The sequence below is a fragment of the Arthrobacter yangruifuii genome (assembly GCF_009192775.1).
Classification (GTDB): domain Bacteria; phylum Actinomycetota; class Actinomycetes; order Actinomycetales; family Micrococcaceae; genus Arthrobacter_B; species Arthrobacter_B yangruifuii.
On record NZ_VTFX01000007.1, the window covers coordinates 80,707 to 99,450 of the forward strand.

Consider the following 18,744-nt stretch of genomic DNA (forward strand, 5'->3'; position numbering starts at 1 on the left):
TGGAAGGCCCCCGGCACCTGCCGGGGGCCTTCCTTTGTGTTTTGTTGATTTTCCTTCCGGGAATCTTTATCCGCGGCGGCGGACCGCACCGGCTCCCAGACCGCGCAGGTTTTCCATGAACCGCTCATAACCGCGGTCAATATGCTCCACACCGCGTACTTCCGTGGTCCCCTCCGCCGCCAAACCCGCAATAACCAAGGCAGCACCGGCGCGGATATCATTGGCCACCACCGGAGCACCGGAGAGCCGCGGCACCCCCTGGATCAGGGCGTGGTGCCCGTCCAGCCGCACCACGGCTCCAAGCCGGGCCAGTTCCGAGGTGAAGCCCCAGCGCGCCTCGAAAACATTCTCGGTCACCATGCCGGACCCCGTGGATACGGCGTTCAGTGCCACCACGAAGGGCTGCAGATCGGTCGGGAAGCCGGGGTAGGGCAGCGTGGACACGTTGATGGGCTCGGGACGGGCCGGCCCCTTGACCGTGAAGCCGCTATCCTCCGTGCTGACCCGGCAGCCCGACTGGACCAGCTTGTCCAGCACCACCGTCAGGGCGGACGCGTCAGCATTGCGCACCTCGATCTCGCCGCCGGTGATTGCCGCCGCGAAGGCCCAGGTCCCGGCGACAATCCGGTCCGGGACCACCCGGTGCTCTACCGGAGACAGTTCGTGCACCCCGTCGATGACCAGCGTGTTGGTCCCCACGCCGCTGATTTTCGCGCCCATGCCGTTGAGCATCCGGGCAATGTCCGTGATTTCCGGCTCCCGGGCGGCGTTGTCGATGACGGTGCGTCCCCGGGCCAGGGTGGCGGCCATCATGAGGTTTTCGGTGGCGCCCACCGAGGGGAAATCCAGGATGTGGTCCGCGCCGTGCAGCCCTTCCGGAACGGATGCGACGAGGTATCCGTGGTCGATGCCGATCTCGGCGCCCATCAGTTCCAGCCCGGCCCGGTGCATGTCCAGTCCGCGGGAGCCGATGGCGTCACCGCCGGGCAGGGCCACTTCCGCCCGGCGGCAGCGTGCCACCAGCGGCCCCAGCACCGAGATGGAGGCACGCATGGCCCGGACCAGGTCATAGTCCGCCTGGTGGCCCAGTTCCTGGGGGACGTCCACGGCCACGGAGCCCGCATCGACGTCGTAATCCACCGTGCAGCCCAGCCGGCGCAGCAGCTCGGCCATGATCCATACGTCCTGGATGTTGGGCACATTCGTAATGACGGAGCGGCCCTGCGCCAGCAGGGTCGCTGCCATAAGCTTCAGGACGCTGTTCTTGGCGCCCGGGACGGTGACGGTGCCGCGGAGGGTGGACGGACCGGTAACAACAATGACGTCTTCCATGACTCCATCCTAAGTGGCCGCGGGCGCCGTCTCCGGGCAGCAGAAAAGGCACAGGGAAATTCCCTGTGCCTTTTTCCGCGGGCGCTAGCGCCAGGTGCCGATGCCCACAACGGGGCCGGCTTCCACCCAAGAGGACAGTCCGGCGTAGGCCTCATAGTTCATGGCGACGAGGACTTCGCTGCCCTGGTAATTCAGCCGGACGACGACGGCGCCCGGCTGGATCCGGGCACGCTCGGCCTCGGTGGGCTCCCGCCAGCCGGCCATTTCCAGCGAACTGCGCAGGAAACGGTACGGGGGGCGGGGACTCAGCGAGACCAGGCGCAGCCATTCCAGATGGGTGTCCGTATAACGGCATACCCCCATCCGCCACCCCGAAGGGGGGAAGCGGATGGAGGCATCGAAGGTTCCCAGGGCGCGCCGCAGCTGGCTGCGGCGCACCCCGAAAAGCACTACTGCAAGGACAAGCAGCCCAAACAGGGCGGCCAACGCAATGAACACATAGGAGCTGTCCATCGGAAGGGGTCAGCGGGTCCCGGCGGGTGCGTCGCTGGTCACCTTGGCATTGTCTGCCACGATGACTACGCGGTTGTTGTCCACGGAGAAGAATCCACCGTCAACACTTACCTCAATGCGGGAACCGGACACCGGCTCGATGGCCAGGCCGCCCTCTGCCAGGATGGCCAGCACCGGTGAGTGTCCGGGAAGGATCCCGATCTCGCCGTCGCTGGTGCGGGCCTTGACCATTTTTGCCGCTCCCGACCACACGAAGTGGTCGGCAGCAACAATCTCAACTTCGAGTTCGTTGGCCATGTGGCTTACTTTCCGGTCTGCTCTTGGATCTTTGCCCACTGACGCTCGACATCGTCCATGCCGCCGACGTTGAAGAAGGCCTGCTCGGCGATGTGGTCAACGTCGCCGTCGCAGATCATGCGGAAGCCTTCGATGGTGTCCTTGATGGAAACCGTCGAGCCTTCCACACCGGTGAACTGCTTGGCGGTGTAGGTGTTCTGGGAGAGGAACTGCTGGATGCGGCGTGCACGCGACACGACGATCTTGTCCTCCTCCGAGAGCTCGTCAACGCCGAGGATGGCGATGATGTCCTGCAGTTCCTTGTTCTTCTGGAGGATCTGCTTGACGCGGATGGCCGTGTCGTAGTGCGCCTGGCCGACGTACTGCGGGTCGAGGATACGCGACGTCGAGGTCAGCGGATCCACGGCCGGGTACAGGCCACGGGAAGCGATTTCACGGGAAAGTTCCGTGGTCGCATCCAGGTGGGCGAACGTAGTGGCCGGGGCCGGGTCGGTGTAGTCATCTGCAGGCACGTAGATGGCCTGCATGGACGTGATCGAGTGGCCCTTGGTGGACGTGATGCGCTCCTGCAGCAGACCCATCTCGTCAGCCAGGTTCGGCTGGTAGCCCACGGCGGAAGGCATGCGGCCGAGAAGAGTGGAAACCTCGGAGCCTGCCTGCGTGAAGCGGAAGATGTTGTCGATGAAGAGCAGCACGTCCTGGTTCTGCACATCGCGGAAGTACTCCGCCATGGTCAGAGCCGACAGTGCCACGCGCAGACGCGTTCCCGGCGGCTCATCCATCTGGCCGAATACAAGGGCGGTGTCCTTCAGGACGTTCGCCTCTTCCATTTCAACCCAGAGGTCGTTGCCTTCACGGGTACGCTCGCCGACACCGGCGAATACCGAGGTACCGCCGAAGTTGCGGGCAACACGGGTGATCATTTCCTGGATCAGCACGGTCTTGCCGACGCCGGCACCGCCGAACAGGCCGATCTTGCCGCCCTTGATGTACGGGGTGAGAAGGTCGATCACCTTGATGCCGGTTTCCAGCATCTCGGTGGAACCCTCAAGGTCAGCGAAGTTCGGGGCTGAACGGTGGATCGGCCAGCGCTCGGAGATCTCCAGCTTGTCTTCGGTAACGTCCAGGGGCTGGCCCAGGACGTTGAAGATGTGGCCCTTGACGCCGTCGCCTACGGGGACGGAGATGGGAGCACCCGTGTCGTATACGGCAGCGCCGCGGACCAGGCCGTCGGTGGCCTGCAGGGAGATGGCACGGACGAGGTTGTCACCCAGGTGCTGGGAGGTCTCGAACGTGATGGTGCGGGTCTGGCCGTCGAGCGTCAGCTCGGTGGTCAGTGCGTTGTAGATGGTGGGGATTGCGTCAGCCGGGAATTCGACGTCGACAACCGGGCCGATGACACGGGCGATACGGCCGGTGGCACCCGAGGCTACGGAATTAGCTCCGTGCTCGACAGTTTGGGCAGTCATCTCTCTCACTTCACTCAGTTAGATGGCGTGTGGACTAAGTTTTTTATGCGTTGGAACTTGTCTTGAACTGCAGCTGGTCAGGAGGCGCTGAGCGCGTCCGCACCGGCTACGATCTCGGAAAGTTCCTGGGTGATTTCGGCCTGACGCGCGTTGTTGCGGAGTCGCGTGTACTTCTTGATCAGGTCCGTGGCGTTGTCCCCTGCGGCCTTCATGGCGCGCTGGCGGGCTGCAAGCTCGGAAGCGGCTGCCTGGAGCATGGCTGCGAAGATGCGCGACTCGATGTAGCGCGGCAGCAGTGCGTCCAGGACCTTTTCCGGCTCAGGCTCGTATTCGTAGAGCGGCAGGAACTCAGCGCTTGACTGGGCTTCTTCCTCTACTACTTCCAGCGGCAGCAGTCGGATAACCGCAGGTTCCTGAATAACCATGGACTTGAAGCGCGTGTAGACGATGTGGATTTCGTCCACGCCGCCGTCTTCGTAGGCCGTGTTGAAGTCATCGAGGAGTGCCTTGCCGATTTCACGGGCTGTTTCGAACTCGGGTGCGTCGGTACCGCCGGTCCAGACCCGTTCCACGGAACGGTTCCGGAAGTCGTAGTACGCCTGCCCCTTGCGTCCAACAAGGTAGGTCTTAACTTCCTTGCCCTCTTCACGGAGCAATTCATTGAGTGCTTCGCCCTGCTTGAGGACACCGGCGGAGTAGGATCCGGCAAGACCGCGGTCGGAGGTCATGATGACCGCGGCTGCGCGCCGGATCTGCTCCGGTTCGGTGGTCAGCGGATGATCGATCTCCGACTGGGATGCCACAGCAGAAACGGCACGGGTGATCGCATTGGAGTAAGGCAGTGACGCAGCCACACGGGTGCGCGCCTTTCCAATGCGAGAGGCAGCAATCAGCTCCATCGCCTTGAAGATCTTCTGCATCGACGTGGTCGACGCGATCTTCTGGCGGTAGACCCGAATTTGGGCTCCCATACTCTTCCTTTCAGTTCCTAGCGTTGGAGCTAGGGGCTAAGGCAATGGCTCGGGGTTCCGCTGCCGGGCACCTAAGCCCGGCAGCGGAACTCCACAGCCGCTAGCGCTTCTGCTTGACGATCTTTTCCTGGTCTACGGCGTCCTCGTCCAAGGCGGAAGCCTCTTCGTGGCCGGCGGCAACCATGCGGTTGTCACCTTCGCCGAAGAAACCCTGCTTGAAGTTGGTGATGAGGTTCTTCATCTCATCAACCGTGGAATCCTCGAGCTTGTTCGTCTCGGCCAGGACGGTCATGACGGACGAGGAGCGGCGTACGTGCTCCAGGAACTCGGACTCGAAGCGGCGGACGTCCTCAACGGGGACGTCGTCGAGGTAGCCGTTGGTACCCATCCAGATGGAGACAACCTGGTCTTCCACCGGGAACGGGGCGTACTGGCCCTGCTTCAGCAGTTCCATCAGGCGTGCACCGCGGGTCAGCTGCTGGCGGGAAGCGGCGTCCAGGTCCGAGGCAAACATGGCAAACGCCTGCATGTCGCGGTACTGGGCCAGTTCCAGCTTCAACGTACCGGAGACCTTCTTCATGGCCTTCTGCTGTGCAGCACCACCGACGCGCGAGACGGAAATACCGACGTCGACGGCGGGGCGCTGGTTGGCGTTGAAGAGGTCCGACTGCAGGAAGATCTGGCCGTCGGTGATGGAGATGACGTTGGTCGGAATGTAGGCCGAGACGTCATTTGCCTTGGTTTCGATGATCGGCAGGCCGGTCATCGAACCGGCACCGAGCTCGTCGGAGAGCTTGGCGCAACGCTCCAGCAGGCGGGAGTGCAAGTAGAAGACGTCGCCCGGGTAGGCTTCGCGTCCCGGCGGACGGCGCAGCAGCAGCGACACGGCGCGGTACGCTTCTGCCTGCTTCGACAGATCATCAAAGATGATCAGGACGTGCTTGCCGCCGTACATCCAGTGCTGGCCGATGGCCGAGCCGGCGTACGGTGCCAGGTACTTGAAGCCTGCGGGGTCGGATGCCGGGGAGGCCACGATGGTGGTGTACTCCATGGCGCCCTTGTCTTCCAGCGTCCGCTTGATTTCAGCGATCGTGGAAGCCTTCTGGCCGATGGCAACGTAGATGCAGCGAACCTGCTTCTGCACATCGCCGGAATCCCAGTTGGCCTTCTGGTTCAGGATGGTGTCAACGGCAATGGCGGTCTTACCCGTCTTGCGGTCACCAATGATCAGCTGACGCTGGCCGCGGCCGATCGGGATCATGGCGTCGATTGCCTTGAGGCCGGTCTGAAGCGGCTCGTGGACCGACTTTCGCATGGTCACGCCCGGTGCCTGGAGTTCCAGTGCACGGCGTGCCTCAGCGGCGATCGGGCCCATGTCATCCATCGGCTCGCCCAGCGGGTCGACAACGCGGCCCAGGAAGGCATCGCCTACGGGTACGGACAGGACTTCACCGGTGCGGTGAACTTCCTGGCCTTCTTCGATACCGGCGAAATCGCCAAGTACAACGACACCGATTTCACGGGTGTCAAGGTTCTGGGCCAGGCCCAGCGTGCCGTCCTCAAACCGAAGCAGCTCATTCGCCATAACGGAGGGCAGGCCCTCCACACGGGCAATGCCGTCGCTGGCGGTTGTTACGCGGCCAACTTCAACGCGCTCTGCGTTTCCGGGTTCGTAGGACGCCGCGAATTCATTCAACGCATTACGGACGTCGTCGGCGTTGATGGTCAATTCGGCCATCTGCAGTCCCTGCTCTCCTATGTTGTGATCATCGAATAAAAGCCGATGACCGTGATTGGTTCTCAATTGTTCTTGAAGGCCGGTGAGGGCCGTCAAAGTGACTAGACAGCGAGCTTTCGGCGAAGTTCAGTCAGGCGCGTCGCAACGGTGGAATCAACTACTTCATCCCCCACTGTGACACGAATGCCGCCGAGAATCGCCGGGTCCACATTGACGTTGATCTTCAGCTCACGGCCATACAGTCCGTTGAGAGAGGACTGCAGACGCTTTTGCTGTTCCTGCGTCAGCGGACGGCTGGACTGCACTTCTGCAATCCACCGCTGCTGGCGGCCGGCCACCAGTTCCATGAAGCGGGCAACCAGTGCTGCGGGACGCAGACCGCGCGGGGCGGTTACTGCCTGCGTAATAAGCACCTTTGCTTCGGCTCCGATGCCCGGTACCAGCTTGTGTGCCAGTACGGCCTTCGCCTGAGCCGATGCCTGCGGTTCCTGCAGTGCACGCTGCACGTCGTGGTTGGCTGCAACGGCCTGGTTGAAGCGGAACAAATCGCTTTCCAGGGCTTCAAGGCCGGCCAGGCCGGGACCCTTGTTTTCCGCGACAGCGGAGACGACCGTAGCGCCCAGCGTTTCCAGGGCATCGCCCAGGTCACGCGGCGTGCGCCAGCGGGACTCCACCAGAGAAGCAACCAGCTGCTCGGCATCGGTCGAAACCTTGCCGCCGACCAGCGTGGAGACCAGGGCTCCCTTTGCAGAGGCTTCACGAGCCGGATCCGTCAGGGCACGCAGCAGGCCAGCATCGCTGTCCAGCAGGCCCAGAATTCCAAAGAGTTCCTCGGCCAGGGTCAGGGTTGCACCGGGAAGCATGGCTTCCAGCTTCTCCTGAGCTGCGGCCAGTGACTCGCTCGATATACCTGCCATTACTTAACCGCACCTGCGTTCTGGGTTTCCAGGTCGGCAAGGAAGCGGTCAACCACACGGGCGGCACGCGCATCGTCGGCGAGGGACTCGCCGACAACCTTGCTGGCCAGCTCGGTGGCAAGGGTGCCCACTTCGCTGCGGAGGGAGACGACAGCTGCCTGGCGCTCAGCCTCGATGGCGACGTGGGACTGTTCCATGATGCGGGCGGATTCTGCGCCGGCCTTGGCCTTCAGGTCTGCGAGGATCTGGGCGCCTTCGGCGCGTGCTTCCTCACGGATCCGGTTAGCCTCGGTGCGGGCATCGATCAGCTGCTGCTTGTATTCATCGAGCGCCGCGCTGGCCTCAGCCTGTGCAGCTTCGGCCTTCTTGAGTCCGCCTTCGATGGCCTCGGTACGCTCTGCATACGTCTTCTCGAACATCGGGACGACAAACTTGACGACGATGTACATCAGCACGGCGAAGCCAAGCAGTGTTACGAGGATCTCCCAGATGTTCGGGACCAGAGGATTCGCGCCTTCTTCGGCGGCGAGGATTAGTGCCTCGTTCATTTCAATCCGTCCTATCTACTTGGTTAGGAAAATTCGCGCTGAAGTTAGAGAACGAACGCGAAAACCAGACCAAGGATAGCCAGTGCTTCGGTCAGTGCCAGACCCAGGAAGGCGATCGGCTGCAGGACGCGCTGTGCTTCCGGCTGGCGTGCAACGCCGTTGATGTACGCCGCGAAGACCAGGCCCACGCCGATGGCGCCGCCGATTGCCGACAGGCCGTAGCCGATGAGGTTGAGGTTACCGTCGATGGAGATTTCCATTATGGATGTTCCTTTCAAGATGCCCGGGGGCAGGTTGTTTGGTTCAGGGGTTTCCCCCGGTGAGGGGAGGTTTAGTGTTCCTCGGCCAGGGAGCCTTGGATGTAGATCGCGGTCAGCAGGGTGAAGACATAGGCCTGCAGGACCTGGATCAAAACTTCGAACAGGAACATGGCGACGCCGCCTACCAGGGTGAGGACACCCAGCGGCTTCAGCAGTCCCTCAGCCTCCAGGAGCAGGAACGAGGTTCCGGCACCCGCCAGCATGATGATCAGGTGGCCCGACAGCATGGTTGCGAAGAGTCGCAGGCTGTGCGTGATCGGGCGGACCAGGAAGGTGGAGATGATTTCAATCAGGACCACGAGGGGCAGGATGGCCATCGGCACACCGGACGGCACTGTGGCGAACTTGAAGTAGGCGAGGCCGTGCTTCCGAATGCCGACAATGATCCAGGTGAAGTAGACAATCCCGGCCAGCGCATAGGCCGTACCCACGTGGGACGTGGTCGGCAGCTGGGCCAGCGGGATGGTGCCCCACAGGTTGTTGATCAGGATGAAGAAGAACAGCGCAAAGAGCAGCGGGGTAAAGGACCGGAAGTCCTTTTCACCGATGATGTCCCGGCCGATCGAGTTGCGGACGAAGTTGTAGCTCCATTCGCCCAGGAACTGCAGCCGGCCCGGAACCATCTGTCCCTTGCGGGCGGCGGCTACGAAAAACCAGCCGATAAGGATGACGGAGAGGAGGATAAGCAGCATCTGCTTTCCAAATCCTTCACCACTTTCGGCGCCCCAGGGAAGGATCTCAGGGAGGTGCATGTCTTCGAGGGTGGGTGGAACGAATCCCTCTTCATTGGAGGCGGGAAGCGCAAGCGCGATCAACGCGTTTCCTCTCTGCTGTGTCCGTCGTTGGGCATATCATTGGCGGGCACGCTCGAGGTGCGCCCGTTGTTTCGGTTTTGTGAAATCAATTCGATTTATCCGTATCCGGCTGTTTTCCGCCCGCTCCGGGGCGGTCTGCACCCGAGGCGCGCCTGTGTGCGAAGGCGACATAATAGCCACTGACCGCACCCAGGACGATACCGGCCGGTAAAATCCAGCGAGTTCCCAGGAGACTATCCAGGCTCCACCCTATCAAACCCAGGGCGATGATTCCTGCCAGCAGATACTGTACGATTGCGCGGCGGCGGCTGGCAGGAGCCTGGAAGGCTGCAGGTCCCGATGCGGGCTGATTCTTAGGCATCTGATCCCCCTTTGCGGGCCGTGTCGGTAACATCGCTGTAAATCAGGTGGCGGCTCCGTGAAAAAGCGCGGATCTCGGCAAACTGCCACAGGACCACTGCGCCTACGGCGGTCAGGGCAAACCATTCCGTATGCAGCCATTCCGGTGTTCCCAGGACGAGAAGAATGACGGCGAACCCGGCGATTTTAATCGCATAAGTAACCACGAACATTCCAATGGCCCCGGAGGGGTTGCTGCGTCCTACGACGTGGCCCACCAGGAGGCTGATTCCGAAGAATGCGGCAATAAGGAACCATCCCGATAGGGCACTCGCCGCGGCGCCGGGCCCGGAGATTGGGGCGGCCGCAGCTGCCGCGAGGACCGCTGCACCGCCGGACAGTGCCAGGGCTGACCTGAGAATCCCCAGCCAAGGGGCCTTCGTAGGCCCGGAGGCGGTCAGGTACCCGCCGGAGCGGGAACCTTCAGCGGATCTCATGGTGAGGCAGTCTTCCTTGCTGGTTCTTCAGAGCCTGGGGCTTGGGGGAAGGCGCGGGTTACCGCGACCCTTGAATTCTACAGTACATAGAAGAAGCTCCCCGCATGGGTGGCGCGGGGCCTGGTTATGCCACTGTGCGGCGGGCAAACAGCTGCGGAGATGCGAGGTAAAACGCCAGTACGGCGACGGCGAAGAGGACTCCGGCAGCCGTCGCCCCGGCGCCTGCGCCGGCCGTCAGCAGGCCGGTGATCCCCAGGGCGAGGGTGCAGCCGGTCACGATCAGGGAGACCTGGACATGGCTCAGGCCCGTGTCGGTCAGCCGCTGGTAGACGTGCTGCCGGTGAGCGGCGTACCACCGCTCCCCCCGTCGCATGCGGCGCAGCAGCGTGGAGAAGGTGTCCGCGAGGTAGACCATGAGCGGGAACAGCAGGTATTCCACATAGACGCCGGCAAGGAACGCTGCCACGGCAACACCGGCGATGGAGGATCCCAGCAGGTAACTGCCCACATCCCCGAGGAAGACCTGTCCGCGGCCGAGGTTCCAGGGGAGGAAGGCAGCAAATGCCGCGGCCACCACGGCTCCCGTCACGGTCAGCCAGACATGGTCCGACAGCACGCCGCTGACGGAATAAAGCGCTCCCACCACCAGCCCGTGCAGGCCCGAGATGCCGTTGATGCCGTCCATGAAGTTGGCGACATTGATGTAGGCGGCAATAGCGATGCCGCCCACCGGAACCCACCACCAGCTTTGCTCCATGGTCCAGGCAAGTCCGGCCGTCCCTGCCAGTCCGATGGCCAGCTGGGTGGCCGCCCTCGTGCGGACGGAGACACCCCTGAAGTCCTCGATCCAGCCCAGCAGGGAGGCCGCTCCGATCACGGCGATCAGGATGGCCAGCACGGACCGGTCAACGGCAACGAGCCCGGTCAACAGTGCCAGCACGAGACCGGCCAGGACCCCGGCGGCAGTGGTGACACCCACCCCGCGGATCACCGCTTTGGTGTGGGAGGAGCGCTCATTGGGGATGTCCAGGACACCCAGCCGGCGCAGCAGCGGAATAAAAAGGAACGGCAGCAGCAGGCTCACCAGGAAGGCGGCCGCCACGCAGAGCGCCAGCAGCATCAGCCGGTCCGCCGTTCGCTGTAGGGTTCGCCCGGCTCCTGCACGCCGTCGCCCGGAGTGCCGGGGCGGCGGGCACCCGGGATCCGCACAATCTCGCCGGCGTCCGTTTCGGCCCCGTCCGTCGGCACGCTGTCGGGTTCAATGCTGCAGCGGCGCAGCCAGTCGGCGAGGTCCAGGTCGGCGGGGTCCAGTACGGCAACGGCGGCGTGGGAGATCTTCGGATGCAGGGGACGCGAGTCCTCTTCTCCGGTGCCGACCAGGATTTCATGAAGCTTTTCGCCCTGGCGCAGGCCGGTGAAGACAATCTCGATGTCCTTGCCGGACATGGCGATCATGCGGCGGGCGACGTCGAGGATCTTCACGGGCTCGCCCATGTCCAGAATCATGACCTCTCCCCCGCGCCCGATCGCACCGGCCTGGATGACCAGCTGGCAGGCCTCGGGGATTGTCATGAAGAAGCGGGTTACCTCCGGGTCCGTCACCGTGAGCGGGCCGCCCTGCCGGATCTGCTCGCTGAAGAGCGGAAGCATCGAACCGCGGCTGCCGATCACATTGCCGAACCGCACCGAAACGTACTGTTCCCCGGTGGCCCGCGCCATCCACGCCGTCAGCTTCTCCGCAACGCGTTTGGAATGCCCGAGGACCGTGGTCGGGTTGGCCGCCTTGTCCGTGGAGATGTTCACGAAGTGGCGCACGTTCGCCTTGCGTGCAGCGGCCAGGACATTCGCGGTGCCGATGACGTTGGTCTTCCACGCTTCCTGCGGGTACTGCTCCAGCAGGGAGACGTGCTTCAGCGCGGCGGCATGGAAAACGACGTCGGGGCGGCGTTCCCGGAAGATACGCTCCAGTGCCTCGGAATCCCGGATATCGGCCAGTACGGTGTCCGGGCCGTCCAACAGGCCGCGGCCGGTGATCGAGAGCTGGGTGAGCTGCAGGCCGGTCTCATCCCGGTCCACCATGATCAGTTCGCCGGGGTTGAACGCGGTGATCTGCCGGCACAGCTCGGATCCGATGGAGCCCCCGGCACCCGTGACGAGCACTTTTTTACCGGACAGGTAGCCGGCCACCTCGTCAACGTGGATGTCCACCGGCCTGCGGCCGATGAGGTCCTCCACGGCTACGTCGCGGAAATCCCCCAATCCGGCGCCGTCGCCCTTCGACAGCATGTCCTTGAGCGGCGGAAGCACCAGCACGCGCAGGTCCAGGCCTTCGGCGAGATCGGAAATCTCCCGCACCTGCTTCGCTTCCACGTCGGCGATGGCCACGATCAGCACGGTGGCGCGGGTGCGGTGCACCAGCTCGGGGAGGTCCACAAGCTTGCCGAGGACGGGAACGGTAGCGAGCCTCAGGTGCTTCTTGGCCGGGTCGTCGTCGACCAGGCCAACGGGGTAGTACGGGGATTCCGGGTCCTTCATCATCCGGGCCACCAGGGATCCGCCGAGGAAGCCGGCGCCGTACACGAGGGTGCGCTGGGCTTCCTCGCCCGGGCGCGCCTTGCTTTCCACGTACATCCGCTTGAGGTAACGGATGGCGGCCATGAACAGGCACGCGAACGGGAAGGCGATCATGCCGGTGCTGCGCGGAATGTCGATCACGAGGCCGAACAGTGCGCTGGCAAGGACCAGGATGGCGGACACTATGAGGGTCACCACGGCCAGCAGGCGCATTTCATGGAAGCTGCCGAAGCTGTAGCGGCCGCGGTAGAGGGCAAACGAATAGCCGACAACCAGCTGCGTCAGGACGGCGACCGCGCAGAAGACAGCGAGTCCGCCGGGGTTGATCTGCTCAACGGTGAGTTCGTAGCGGAGCACCAGCGCAAGGAAGATGGCCACAATCCAGGCCAGGGAGTCCAGCATGTACTGCGACCAGAGCCACAGGACCGGCTTTTCCCCCCGGGGAAGGTGGTGGTTGTCCGTAGGTTTTTGCCTCATGGTCCTCAACGGGTAGCTACCCGGCTCTCTTCTCGGTAGTGCGAAGAACTGGTGAAAGAATCCGGTGTAATAGACTGGAATCTATTCAGCATACTAACTGCACACCCTCTCCGGTTTCGGTTTAGGCCGATCCCCCGGGTTGCCCGAAAGGACCATCTTGCCGGACTCCGTGGCCGTAGCAGCAGTGACCTTCGACCGTCCGGATGACGTCAAGACGCTGCTGGAGGCACTGGCCGCGCAGAGCGGCAACATCACGTCCGTGGCACTCGTGGACTCCGGCAAGAACCCGGTTTCGGATATCGCTGAAAACTCCCCGGCACCGGTGAACTACATCCGGTCCAACACCAACCTGGGCGGTGCGGGCGGATTCTCGCTGGCGATTCTGTCAGCCATGGCCTCGGGTGCCGAATGGATCTGGATCATGGACGACGACGCCCATCCCGAGGATCCCGAGTGTGTGGCAACCCTGTTGGCCGCGGCCAAGGACCGGCAGCTCGACGTGGTCCTGCCGCTCGTGGTGGCCCCCGGCGCGCCCGACACGCTTTCCTTCCACTTCCGCCTGGACGGAAAACTGACCCATGACCGGGCGCAGGTGGCTGCCCGCGGCTTCCTGCCCAACGTGGGCCACTTCTTCAACGGGGCCCTGATCCGGGCCGACGTGTTCTACCGGGTGGGGCTTCCGGACCTGCGGCTGTTCATCCGGGGTGACGAAACAGACTTCATGATCCGGCTGCGCCGTGCGGGGATCAGCTTCGGCACCGTCACCACGGTGGCCCTCACACACCCGGCCGCCTGGGCCGAGGTGCAGCCTGTCCTGGGAGACCGGATGCATGTCCTGGTCCCCGAAACGCCGTTCAAGCAGTTCTATTTCTACCGCAACCGCGGCTTCCTCACCCGCCGCTACGGACGGGTCAAGTCCTTCGTGGCCGACGCGGCGGGGTACCCCCTCCACTTCGCTCGAACCCGGGATCCCCGGGGCTTCGCAAACTGGCTGCGCGCGTACGCGGCAGGCATGGGCGGCCGCCGCTTCGGGCCGCCGTCGGACTTCGGGTTCTGACGTGGCCGCATCATCCGAGGCCCGGCTGACGATCGTCATCACCACGTTCAATCGCTCGGGCTACCTCGCCGGGCTGTTGGAGAGTGTGGCGGCCCTCGACCCGGCTCCCGCGGCGGTCATCGCGGTGGACAACGCGAGCACCGACGCGACGCCGCAGGTCCTGGAGGCAGCCCGTGACGGGTTTCCGGTGCCCCTGACCGTGCTGCGGCTGGATACGAACACCGGCGGGGCCGGCGGTTTCGCGGCCGGCGTGGATGCCGCCCTGGCCGCGGGCGCCGAGTGGATGTGGCTGATGGACGACGACGTCGAGGTCCTTCCGGACGCCGTGGCCTCCCTGCGCAAATGGACCGGCCGCTATGACTGCATCCACGGCCGGCGCTTCGATGAAGCCGGCGAACCGTTTTTCTGGCAGCACCGCTTTGTGCCGTTCCTGGGAGTGCATCTGCCCGTCCGGGGCAACGTTTTCCGTGACTCCCCCGTCTTCGAGACGAATGTGGGCTGCTTCGAAGGGATGCTGATCAGCGCCGCTCAGGTGCGCAGGATCGGCCTGCCGGATGCGCGCTACTTCATTAACGGCGACGACCTGATGTACGGCTGGCTCGCCTCCCTGGACCGGCCGGTGGCTTACGTCAACGATTTTGTCCTCCGCAAGGTCCGTGCGCAGAGGCAGATTGACCTCGGCATCCGGCACCTCAACGATTCCAGCGACCTCGGCCGCTTCACGTCCATGCGCAACCGGGGCCATACCGCCCGGTACCTCCAGCTCCGCGGCCGGTATCACCGGTTCGGATTCGCCCTGGGCACGTTCCTCACCGCCGGGAAGGAACTGCTGCGGCTAACCGCCGTCGAGCATCAGCTGCGCGGTGTCGGCCGGCTCTGGGCCGGCTGGCGCGGTGCCCGGCGCATTCTGCGCGATCCGTCCTGGCTCCCGATGTCCCCGCTGGGATCCGGCAAACCGGAACCAGCCATCCGAAAGCAACAGGTTTGAACCACACGTCTTCCGCTCCAGATTCCTCCGTCCCTTCCCCCGCCTCTTCCCCGGAGCAGGCCCCCGGCTCTTCCCCGGTATGGGCGGTCCTTGGCGCCTCCGGGTTCATCGGTTCGGCCATCTGCTCCGCCCTGGCAGAACGGGGCGTGACTGTCCGTCAGGTGTCCGCTCCCCGGCTGAGCGCCGAGGGTACCGACGCCGCGGCACTGATTGCCGCCGCTGCGGCCCTCGATGGTGAACGCCGCCGGCTGGCCGACGCCTTCGACGGTGCGGACGTGGTGGTCAATGCCGCCGGGCTGGCGACTCCGGGAGCCACGGACTCGCCCAAGCTCCGGGGCGCCAATGCACTGCTGCCGGCGCTGGCCGCCGATGCCGCCGATGCCGCCGGTGTCCGCCGGCTGGTGCACCTGAGCAGTGCCGCCGTGCAGGGACACCGGCCCTTCCTCGACGAAACCGGCCATGTAGAGCCGTTCTCGGCCTACTCCCGTTCCAAGGCACTGGGGGAACAGGTCCTCTCCGCCCGGGACGGCGGATCCTGCAGCGTTGCGACGGTCAGGGCCACCTCGGTCCAGGGGCCGGGCCGGGCAACGACGGCGAAGCTTGCCCGTCTCGCGGCCTCGCCGCTCGCTTCGGTGGCCGGCTCCGGTTCCGCGCCGAGCCCGGTGAGTTCGGTCCATTCACTGGTCGATTTTGTGGTGCGGGTCGGTTTCCACCAGGGCCCGGTGCCCGCCGTGGTGCTGCAGCCCTGGGAACGGGCCTCGGTCTCCGCCGTGCTCGAAGCAGCCGGCGGCCGGCGGCCGGCCCGTCTGCCTGCCTGGTTCTGCCGTACGGTGCTGCGCGGCGGTTACGCCCTGTCCTCCCTGGCCGGTGAGCGGCTGCACGGGTCCCTGCGCCGGGTGGAGATGATGTGGTTCGGGCAGCGCCAGGAGCCCGGGTGGGCAGAGTCCACCGGCAACGTGCCCGAGCCCCGGGTCCGGGAAGTCCTGGAAGCTTCCCGGACCTGACCCGCCGGGCCTGGCTCCTTGCCGGTGCCGGGACTTGCGCCGGCTCGTTGGCCGGGACCTGATCCCTGGCCGAGACCTAGTCCGTGGTCGGTGCCGGGTCCTTGGCCAGGCTCGGGGCCGACGCCGGCTCTTCGCCGAGATCCAGGATTCCCGGGACCACTTCGCGCAGCGCGGAGAGGCTGACGGCGCCGCTGCGCACCACGCGCATCGGTTCGCTGGTGGCATCAACAATGGTGGAGGGCACGCCGTCGCTTCCGGCGACCGGCCGGTGCCCTGCCTCCAGGTAGACCTCCACGGATTCGCCCAGCTGTTCGCGGGCCTGCGCCGCCGTCTGTCCGGCGGGGAATCCCGTCCGGTTGGCCGAGGACACGGCCAGCGGGCCGGTGACTGCCAGCAGGTCCAGGGCCACGGCGTCGTCGGGCATGCGCAGGGCAACGGTTCCCAGCGTGTCACCCAGATCCCAGCTCAGGGACGGCTGGGCGTGGAAGATCAGGGTCAGCCCGCCGGGCCAGAAGGTACGGGCCAGGGCACGCGCGTCCTCCGATATGTCGATGGCCAGTCCGTCCATGGTCTGCAGGCGCGGGATCAGGACAGGAGGCGGCATGCTCCGGCCCCGCCCCTTGGCCGCCAGGAGCGTCGCCACGCCCTGCGGCGAGAACGCGTCTGCACCGATCCCGTACACGGTGTCGGTGGGAAGGACCACGCAGGCCTTCGCAGCTATGGCCCGCTGGGCCGCTGCCAGGCCTTCGCTGAGTTCCCCGGGGTTACTGCAGTCAAAACTGGTGCTCAAAGCAACTTTCCTTCATTTGTAGAGGCCCCCGGTGCCGGGCGTCGGATCGCCGACGTCGCGCGGGGGCGGTCATTGAGGTCCCGGTGGGATTGGACAGCGGTCCACGCCGGATCGGCGGCAAGCAGCCGGGCGATGTCGGGAGCCTGCACCTCGGCATGCTCCATCACGAAGTAACCGCCCGCCACCAGCAGGCGGGCGGCGGTACGGGCTGCCGCGAGGGGCAGCTCCAGGCCGTCCGCTCCCCCGCCGTACAGGGCCATGGCCGGATCGTGTACGGCCGCTTCGGGTTCGTTCGGGACCGCGTCTTCAGGGATGTACGGAGGGTTGGACACCACCACGTCAAAACTGGAATCGTGCTGCGCCAGGGCGGTCCGCAGATCCTCAAGGACCAGATGGACGCCCAGCGGAACAAGGTTCCGTTCCGCCCAGGCGTAGGCGAGGGGGCTGAGCTCCACAGCGTGCACCTGGGCGGCGGGCACCTCCGTGGCCACTGCGGCGGCAATGGCGCCGGAGCCTGTGCCAAGGTCCGCAACCTTCGGCTTTTCCACCCGGCGGGCGGCATCGATCGCCAGCTGCGCCACGGTTTCGGTTTCCGGCCGCGGCACAAACACGCCGGGACCGACGGCCAGTTCCAGGTACCGGAAATGGGCCTTTCCCGTCAGGTGCTGCAGCGGCACCCGGGCCGCCCGTTCGGCCACCAGTTCCGCGAACCCCTCCGGCGCCGAAACGTCGGTGAAGGCCAGCGCCCGGATCCGTCCGGGGGTCTCCCCCAGCAGATGCGCAGCCAGCAGTTCGGCGTCTACCTTCGGTGAGGGAACGCCGGCGGCGGCGAGTTCCGCCGCCGCCTGCCGCAGTGCCTCGGCCAGGGTTGGGCCGGCGCCACGCCCGGCGCCGGACCCGGCGGGGCTATTAGCTTTCGTCACCGATGGCGTCCAGCCGTGCCTGCTCATCCATTTCGATGGCGGCCTGCACTACTGCTTCGAGCTCGCCGTTGAGGACGGTGTCCAGGTTGTAGGCCTTGTAACCGGTCCGGTGGTCCACAATCCGGTTTTCCGGATAGTTGTACGTCCGGATGCGCTCGGAGCGGTCCATGGTCCGGATCTGCGACTTGCGGATGTCGGAGTTGGCGGCGTCGATCTTCTCCTGCTCGTGGGCCAGGATGCGGGAGCGCAGCACGCGCATGGCTGCTTCACGGTTCTGCAGCTGTGACTTTTCGTTCTGCATGGCCACCACAATGCCGGTGGGCAGGTGGGTGATGCGCACGGCCGAGTCAGTGGTGTTCACGGACTGTCCGCCGGGGCCGGAGGAACGGTAGACGTCGATCTTCAGATCGTTCTGGCTGATCTCTACCTCTTCGGGCTCGTCCACTTCGGGCAGCACCAGGACGCCGGCAGCCGAGGTGTGGATGCGGCCCTGGGACTCGGTGACCGGAACGCGCTGCACGCGGTGCACGCCGCCTTCGTACTTCAGGCGTGCGTAGACGCCTTCGGCCGGGTCATTGGAGTTGCCCTTGATGGCCATGGACACGTCTTTGTAGCCGCCGAGGTCCGATTCCGTGGCGGAGATGATTTCCGTGCGCCATCCCCGGTGTTCCGCGTAGCGGGTGTACATGCGCAGCAGGTCACCGGCAAACAGGGCTGCTTCGTCGCCGCCTTCACCGCCCTTGACCTCGATGATGACGTCACGGCCGTCGTTGGGGTCACGCGGGATCAGCAGGCGGCGCAGTTTCTCCTGCGCATCTGCCAGCTGCTCCTGAAGCACGGGCACCTCTGCGGCGAACTCCGGATCTTCATCGGCCATTTCGGACGCGGCCGCGAGGTCATCCTCGAGTCCGTGCCAGCGGTTGTAGGCGTCCACAATCCGGCTGAGTTCGGCGTAGCGCCGTCCCAGCCGCCGGGCCAGGCCCTGGTCCGCGTGCACTGCCGGGTCGGACAGGCGCAGCTGCAGTTCAGCGTGCTCATCCAACAGGCCCTGAATGGACTCAAACATGTTCTAGATTCCTCTTTCGGCTGTGTTTCCCACAAGACGGGATCTCCCGTCAAGCCGGGGTTCTGCGTAAAGCTGTGTATCCCACAACGAAGTTTATCGGTTTGCGCGC

At 64.9% G+C, this 18,744-nt stretch carries 19 protein-coding genes; 3 read left to right on the forward strand and 16 right to left on the reverse strand.

Features of this window, described 5'->3' with window-relative positions:
* Positions 1–66 precede the first annotated feature (66 nt).
* From murA to GD627_RS16255, 13 genes are all read right to left on the reverse strand, one after another.
* Entirely contained in the window at positions 67–1,332 is a 1,266-nt protein-coding gene (murA, locus tag GD627_RS16195; RefSeq protein WP_152273398.1) for a UDP-N-acetylglucosamine 1-carboxyvinyltransferase, read from the reverse strand.
* An 84-nt stretch (positions 1,333–1,416) separates the two neighbouring features.
* The gene (locus GD627_RS16200; RefSeq protein WP_152273399.1) at positions 1,417–1,845 is read right to left on the reverse strand and encodes a DUF2550 domain-containing protein; all 429 of its coding nucleotides are present in this window, start codon (positions 1,843–1,845) and stop codon (positions 1,417–1,419) included.
* A 9-nt stretch (positions 1,846–1,854) separates the two neighbouring features.
* Positions 1,855–2,142: a F0F1 ATP synthase subunit epsilon gene (locus GD627_RS16205; RefSeq protein ID WP_146361529.1), complete on the reverse strand. Its 288-nt coding sequence runs from the start codon at positions 2,140–2,142 to the stop codon at positions 1,855–1,857.
* Positions 2,143–2,147: 5 nt separating this feature from the next.
* On the reverse strand, positions 2,148–3,611 hold the full coding sequence (atpD, locus tag GD627_RS16210; protein WP_146361528.1) for a F0F1 ATP synthase subunit beta: 1,464 nt from the start codon (positions 3,609–3,611) through the stop codon (positions 2,148–2,150).
* Between the two features lie 77 nt (positions 3,612–3,688).
* Entirely contained in the window at positions 3,689–4,582 is an 894-nt protein-coding gene (locus tag GD627_RS16215; protein ID WP_152273400.1) for a F0F1 ATP synthase subunit gamma, read from the reverse strand.
* A gap of 100 nt (positions 4,583–4,682) precedes the next feature.
* Positions 4,683–6,320 carry a F0F1 ATP synthase subunit alpha gene (atpA, locus tag GD627_RS16220; protein WP_146361526.1) on the reverse strand — a complete coding sequence of 546 codons (1,638 nt, stop codon included), beginning with the start codon at positions 6,318–6,320 and terminating at the stop codon, positions 4,683–4,685.
* Positions 6,321–6,421: 101 nt separating this feature from the next.
* On the reverse strand, positions 6,422–7,237 hold the full coding sequence (locus GD627_RS16225; protein ID WP_152273401.1) for a F0F1 ATP synthase subunit delta: 816 nt from the start codon (positions 7,235–7,237) through the stop codon (positions 6,422–6,424).
* Positions 7,237–7,785, reverse strand: a complete 549-nt coding sequence (locus tag GD627_RS16230; protein WP_146361524.1) for a F0F1 ATP synthase subunit B — start codon at positions 7,783–7,785, stop codon at positions 7,237–7,239. Before GD627_RS16230 ends, GD627_RS16225 begins: the two co-directional genes overlap by 1 nt.
* Positions 7,786–7,829: 44 nt before the next feature.
* Complete coding sequence (gene atpE / locus GD627_RS16235; protein ID WP_146361523.1) at positions 7,830–8,045, reverse strand: ATP synthase F0 subunit C; 216 nt, start codon at positions 8,043–8,045, stop codon at positions 7,830–7,832.
* A 71-nt stretch (positions 8,046–8,116) separates the two neighbouring features.
* Positions 8,117–8,920: a F0F1 ATP synthase subunit A gene (gene atpB / locus GD627_RS16240; protein ID WP_146361522.1), complete on the reverse strand. Its 804-nt coding sequence runs from the start codon at positions 8,918–8,920 to the stop codon at positions 8,117–8,119.
* Positions 8,921–9,273: 353 nt separating this feature from the next.
* Complete coding sequence (locus tag GD627_RS16245) at positions 9,274–9,756, reverse strand: hypothetical protein (RefSeq protein ID WP_152273402.1); 483 nt, start codon at positions 9,754–9,756, stop codon at positions 9,274–9,276.
* Between the two features lie 124 nt (positions 9,757–9,880).
* On the reverse strand, positions 9,881–10,876 hold the full coding sequence (locus tag GD627_RS16250) for an MraY family glycosyltransferase (protein WP_152273403.1): 996 nt from the start codon (positions 10,874–10,876) through the stop codon (positions 9,881–9,883).
* On the reverse strand, positions 10,876–12,807 hold the full coding sequence (locus GD627_RS16255) for a polysaccharide biosynthesis protein (RefSeq protein WP_152273404.1): 1,932 nt from the start codon (positions 12,805–12,807) through the stop codon (positions 10,876–10,878). Before GD627_RS16255 ends, GD627_RS16250 begins: the two co-directional genes overlap by 1 nt.
* 157 nt (positions 12,808–12,964) lie before the next feature.
* Here GD627_RS16255 and GD627_RS16260 point away from each other — a divergent pair, with 157 nt between their 5' ends.
* The 3 genes from GD627_RS16260 to GD627_RS16270 are packed head-to-tail and all read left to right on the forward strand — an operon-like array spanning position 12,965 to position 15,856.
* Positions 12,965–13,864: a glycosyltransferase gene (locus tag GD627_RS16260; protein WP_146361518.1), complete on the forward strand. Its 900-nt coding sequence runs from the start codon at positions 12,965–12,967 to the stop codon at positions 13,862–13,864.
* A gap of 1 nt (position 13,865) precedes the next feature.
* Positions 13,866–14,852: a glycosyltransferase gene (locus GD627_RS16265; protein WP_152273405.1), complete on the forward strand. Its 987-nt coding sequence runs from the start codon at positions 13,866–13,868 to the stop codon at positions 14,850–14,852.
* Positions 14,849–15,856, forward strand: a complete 1,008-nt coding sequence (locus GD627_RS16270; protein ID WP_152273406.1) for an NAD-dependent epimerase/dehydratase family protein — start codon at positions 14,849–14,851, stop codon at positions 15,854–15,856. Before GD627_RS16265 ends, GD627_RS16270 begins: the two co-directional genes overlap by 4 nt.
* A gap of 76 nt (positions 15,857–15,932) precedes the next feature.
* Here GD627_RS16270 and GD627_RS16275 read toward each other — a convergent pair whose 3' ends face one another.
* From GD627_RS16275 to prfA, 3 genes are read right to left on the reverse strand one after another with little or no spacing between them, the layout of a single operon-like run.
* Positions 15,933–16,646: an L-threonylcarbamoyladenylate synthase gene (locus tag GD627_RS16275; RefSeq protein WP_152273407.1), complete on the reverse strand. Its 714-nt coding sequence runs from the start codon at positions 16,644–16,646 to the stop codon at positions 15,933–15,935.
* Positions 16,643–17,569 (reverse strand): peptide chain release factor N(5)-glutamine methyltransferase, encoded by a 927-nt coding sequence (gene prmC, locus GD627_RS16280; protein WP_246165577.1) that lies wholly within the window; start codon positions 17,567–17,569, stop codon positions 16,643–16,645. The genes GD627_RS16275 and prmC overlap by 4 nt, the downstream gene beginning before the upstream one ends.
* Positions 17,556–18,635: a peptide chain release factor 1 gene (gene prfA, locus GD627_RS16285; protein ID WP_146361513.1), complete on the reverse strand. Its 1,080-nt coding sequence runs from the start codon at positions 18,633–18,635 to the stop codon at positions 17,556–17,558. Before prfA ends, prmC begins: the two co-directional genes overlap by 14 nt.
* Positions 18,636–18,744 lie beyond the last annotated feature (109 nt).

Excerpts from the sequence above, each read along its gene's own strand:
- GD627_RS16225 (WP_152273401.1), bottom strand. The coding sequence starts at position 7,237 with ATGGCAGGTATATCGAGCGAGTCACTGGCCGCAGCTCAGGAGAAGCTG.
- GD627_RS16200 (WP_152273399.1), bottom strand. The coding sequence starts at position 1,845 with ATGGACAGCTCCTATGTGTTCATTGCGTTGGCCGCCCTGTTTGGGCTG.
- GD627_RS16230 (WP_146361524.1), bottom strand. The coding sequence starts at position 7,785 with ATGAACGAGGCACTAATCCTCGCCGCCGAAGAAGGCGCGAATCCTCTG.
- murA (WP_152273398.1), bottom strand. The coding sequence starts at position 1,332 with ATGGAAGACGTCATTGTTGTTACCGGTCCGTCCACCCTCCGCGGCACC.
- atpE (WP_146361523.1), bottom strand. The coding sequence starts at position 8,045 with ATGGAAATCTCCATCGACGGTAACCTCAACCTCATCGGCTACGGCCTG.
- GD627_RS16215 (WP_152273400.1), bottom strand. The coding sequence starts at position 4,582 with ATGGGAGCCCAAATTCGGGTCTACCGCCAGAAGATCGCGTCGACCACG.
- GD627_RS16245 (WP_152273402.1), bottom strand. The coding sequence starts at position 9,756 with ATGAGATCCGCTGAAGGTTCCCGCTCCGGCGGGTACCTGACCGCCTCC.
- GD627_RS16205 (WP_146361529.1), bottom strand. The coding sequence starts at position 2,142 with ATGGCCAACGAACTCGAAGTTGAGATTGTTGCTGCCGACCACTTCGTG.
- atpD (WP_146361528.1), bottom strand. The coding sequence starts at position 3,611 with ATGACTGCCCAAACTGTCGAGCACGGAGCTAATTCCGTAGCCTCGGGT.
- prfA (WP_146361513.1), bottom strand. The coding sequence starts at position 18,635 with ATGTTTGAGTCCATTCAGGGCCTGTTGGATGAGCACGCTGAACTGCAG.
- GD627_RS16255 (WP_152273404.1), bottom strand. The coding sequence starts at position 12,807 with ATGAGGCAAAAACCTACGGACAACCACCACCTTCCCCGGGGGGAAAAG.
- atpA (WP_146361526.1), bottom strand. The coding sequence starts at position 6,320 with ATGGCCGAATTGACCATCAACGCCGACGACGTCCGTAATGCGTTGAAT.
- GD627_RS16250 (WP_152273403.1), bottom strand. The coding sequence starts at position 10,876 with ATGCTGCTGGCGCTCTGCGTGGCGGCCGCCTTCCTGGTGAGCCTGCTG.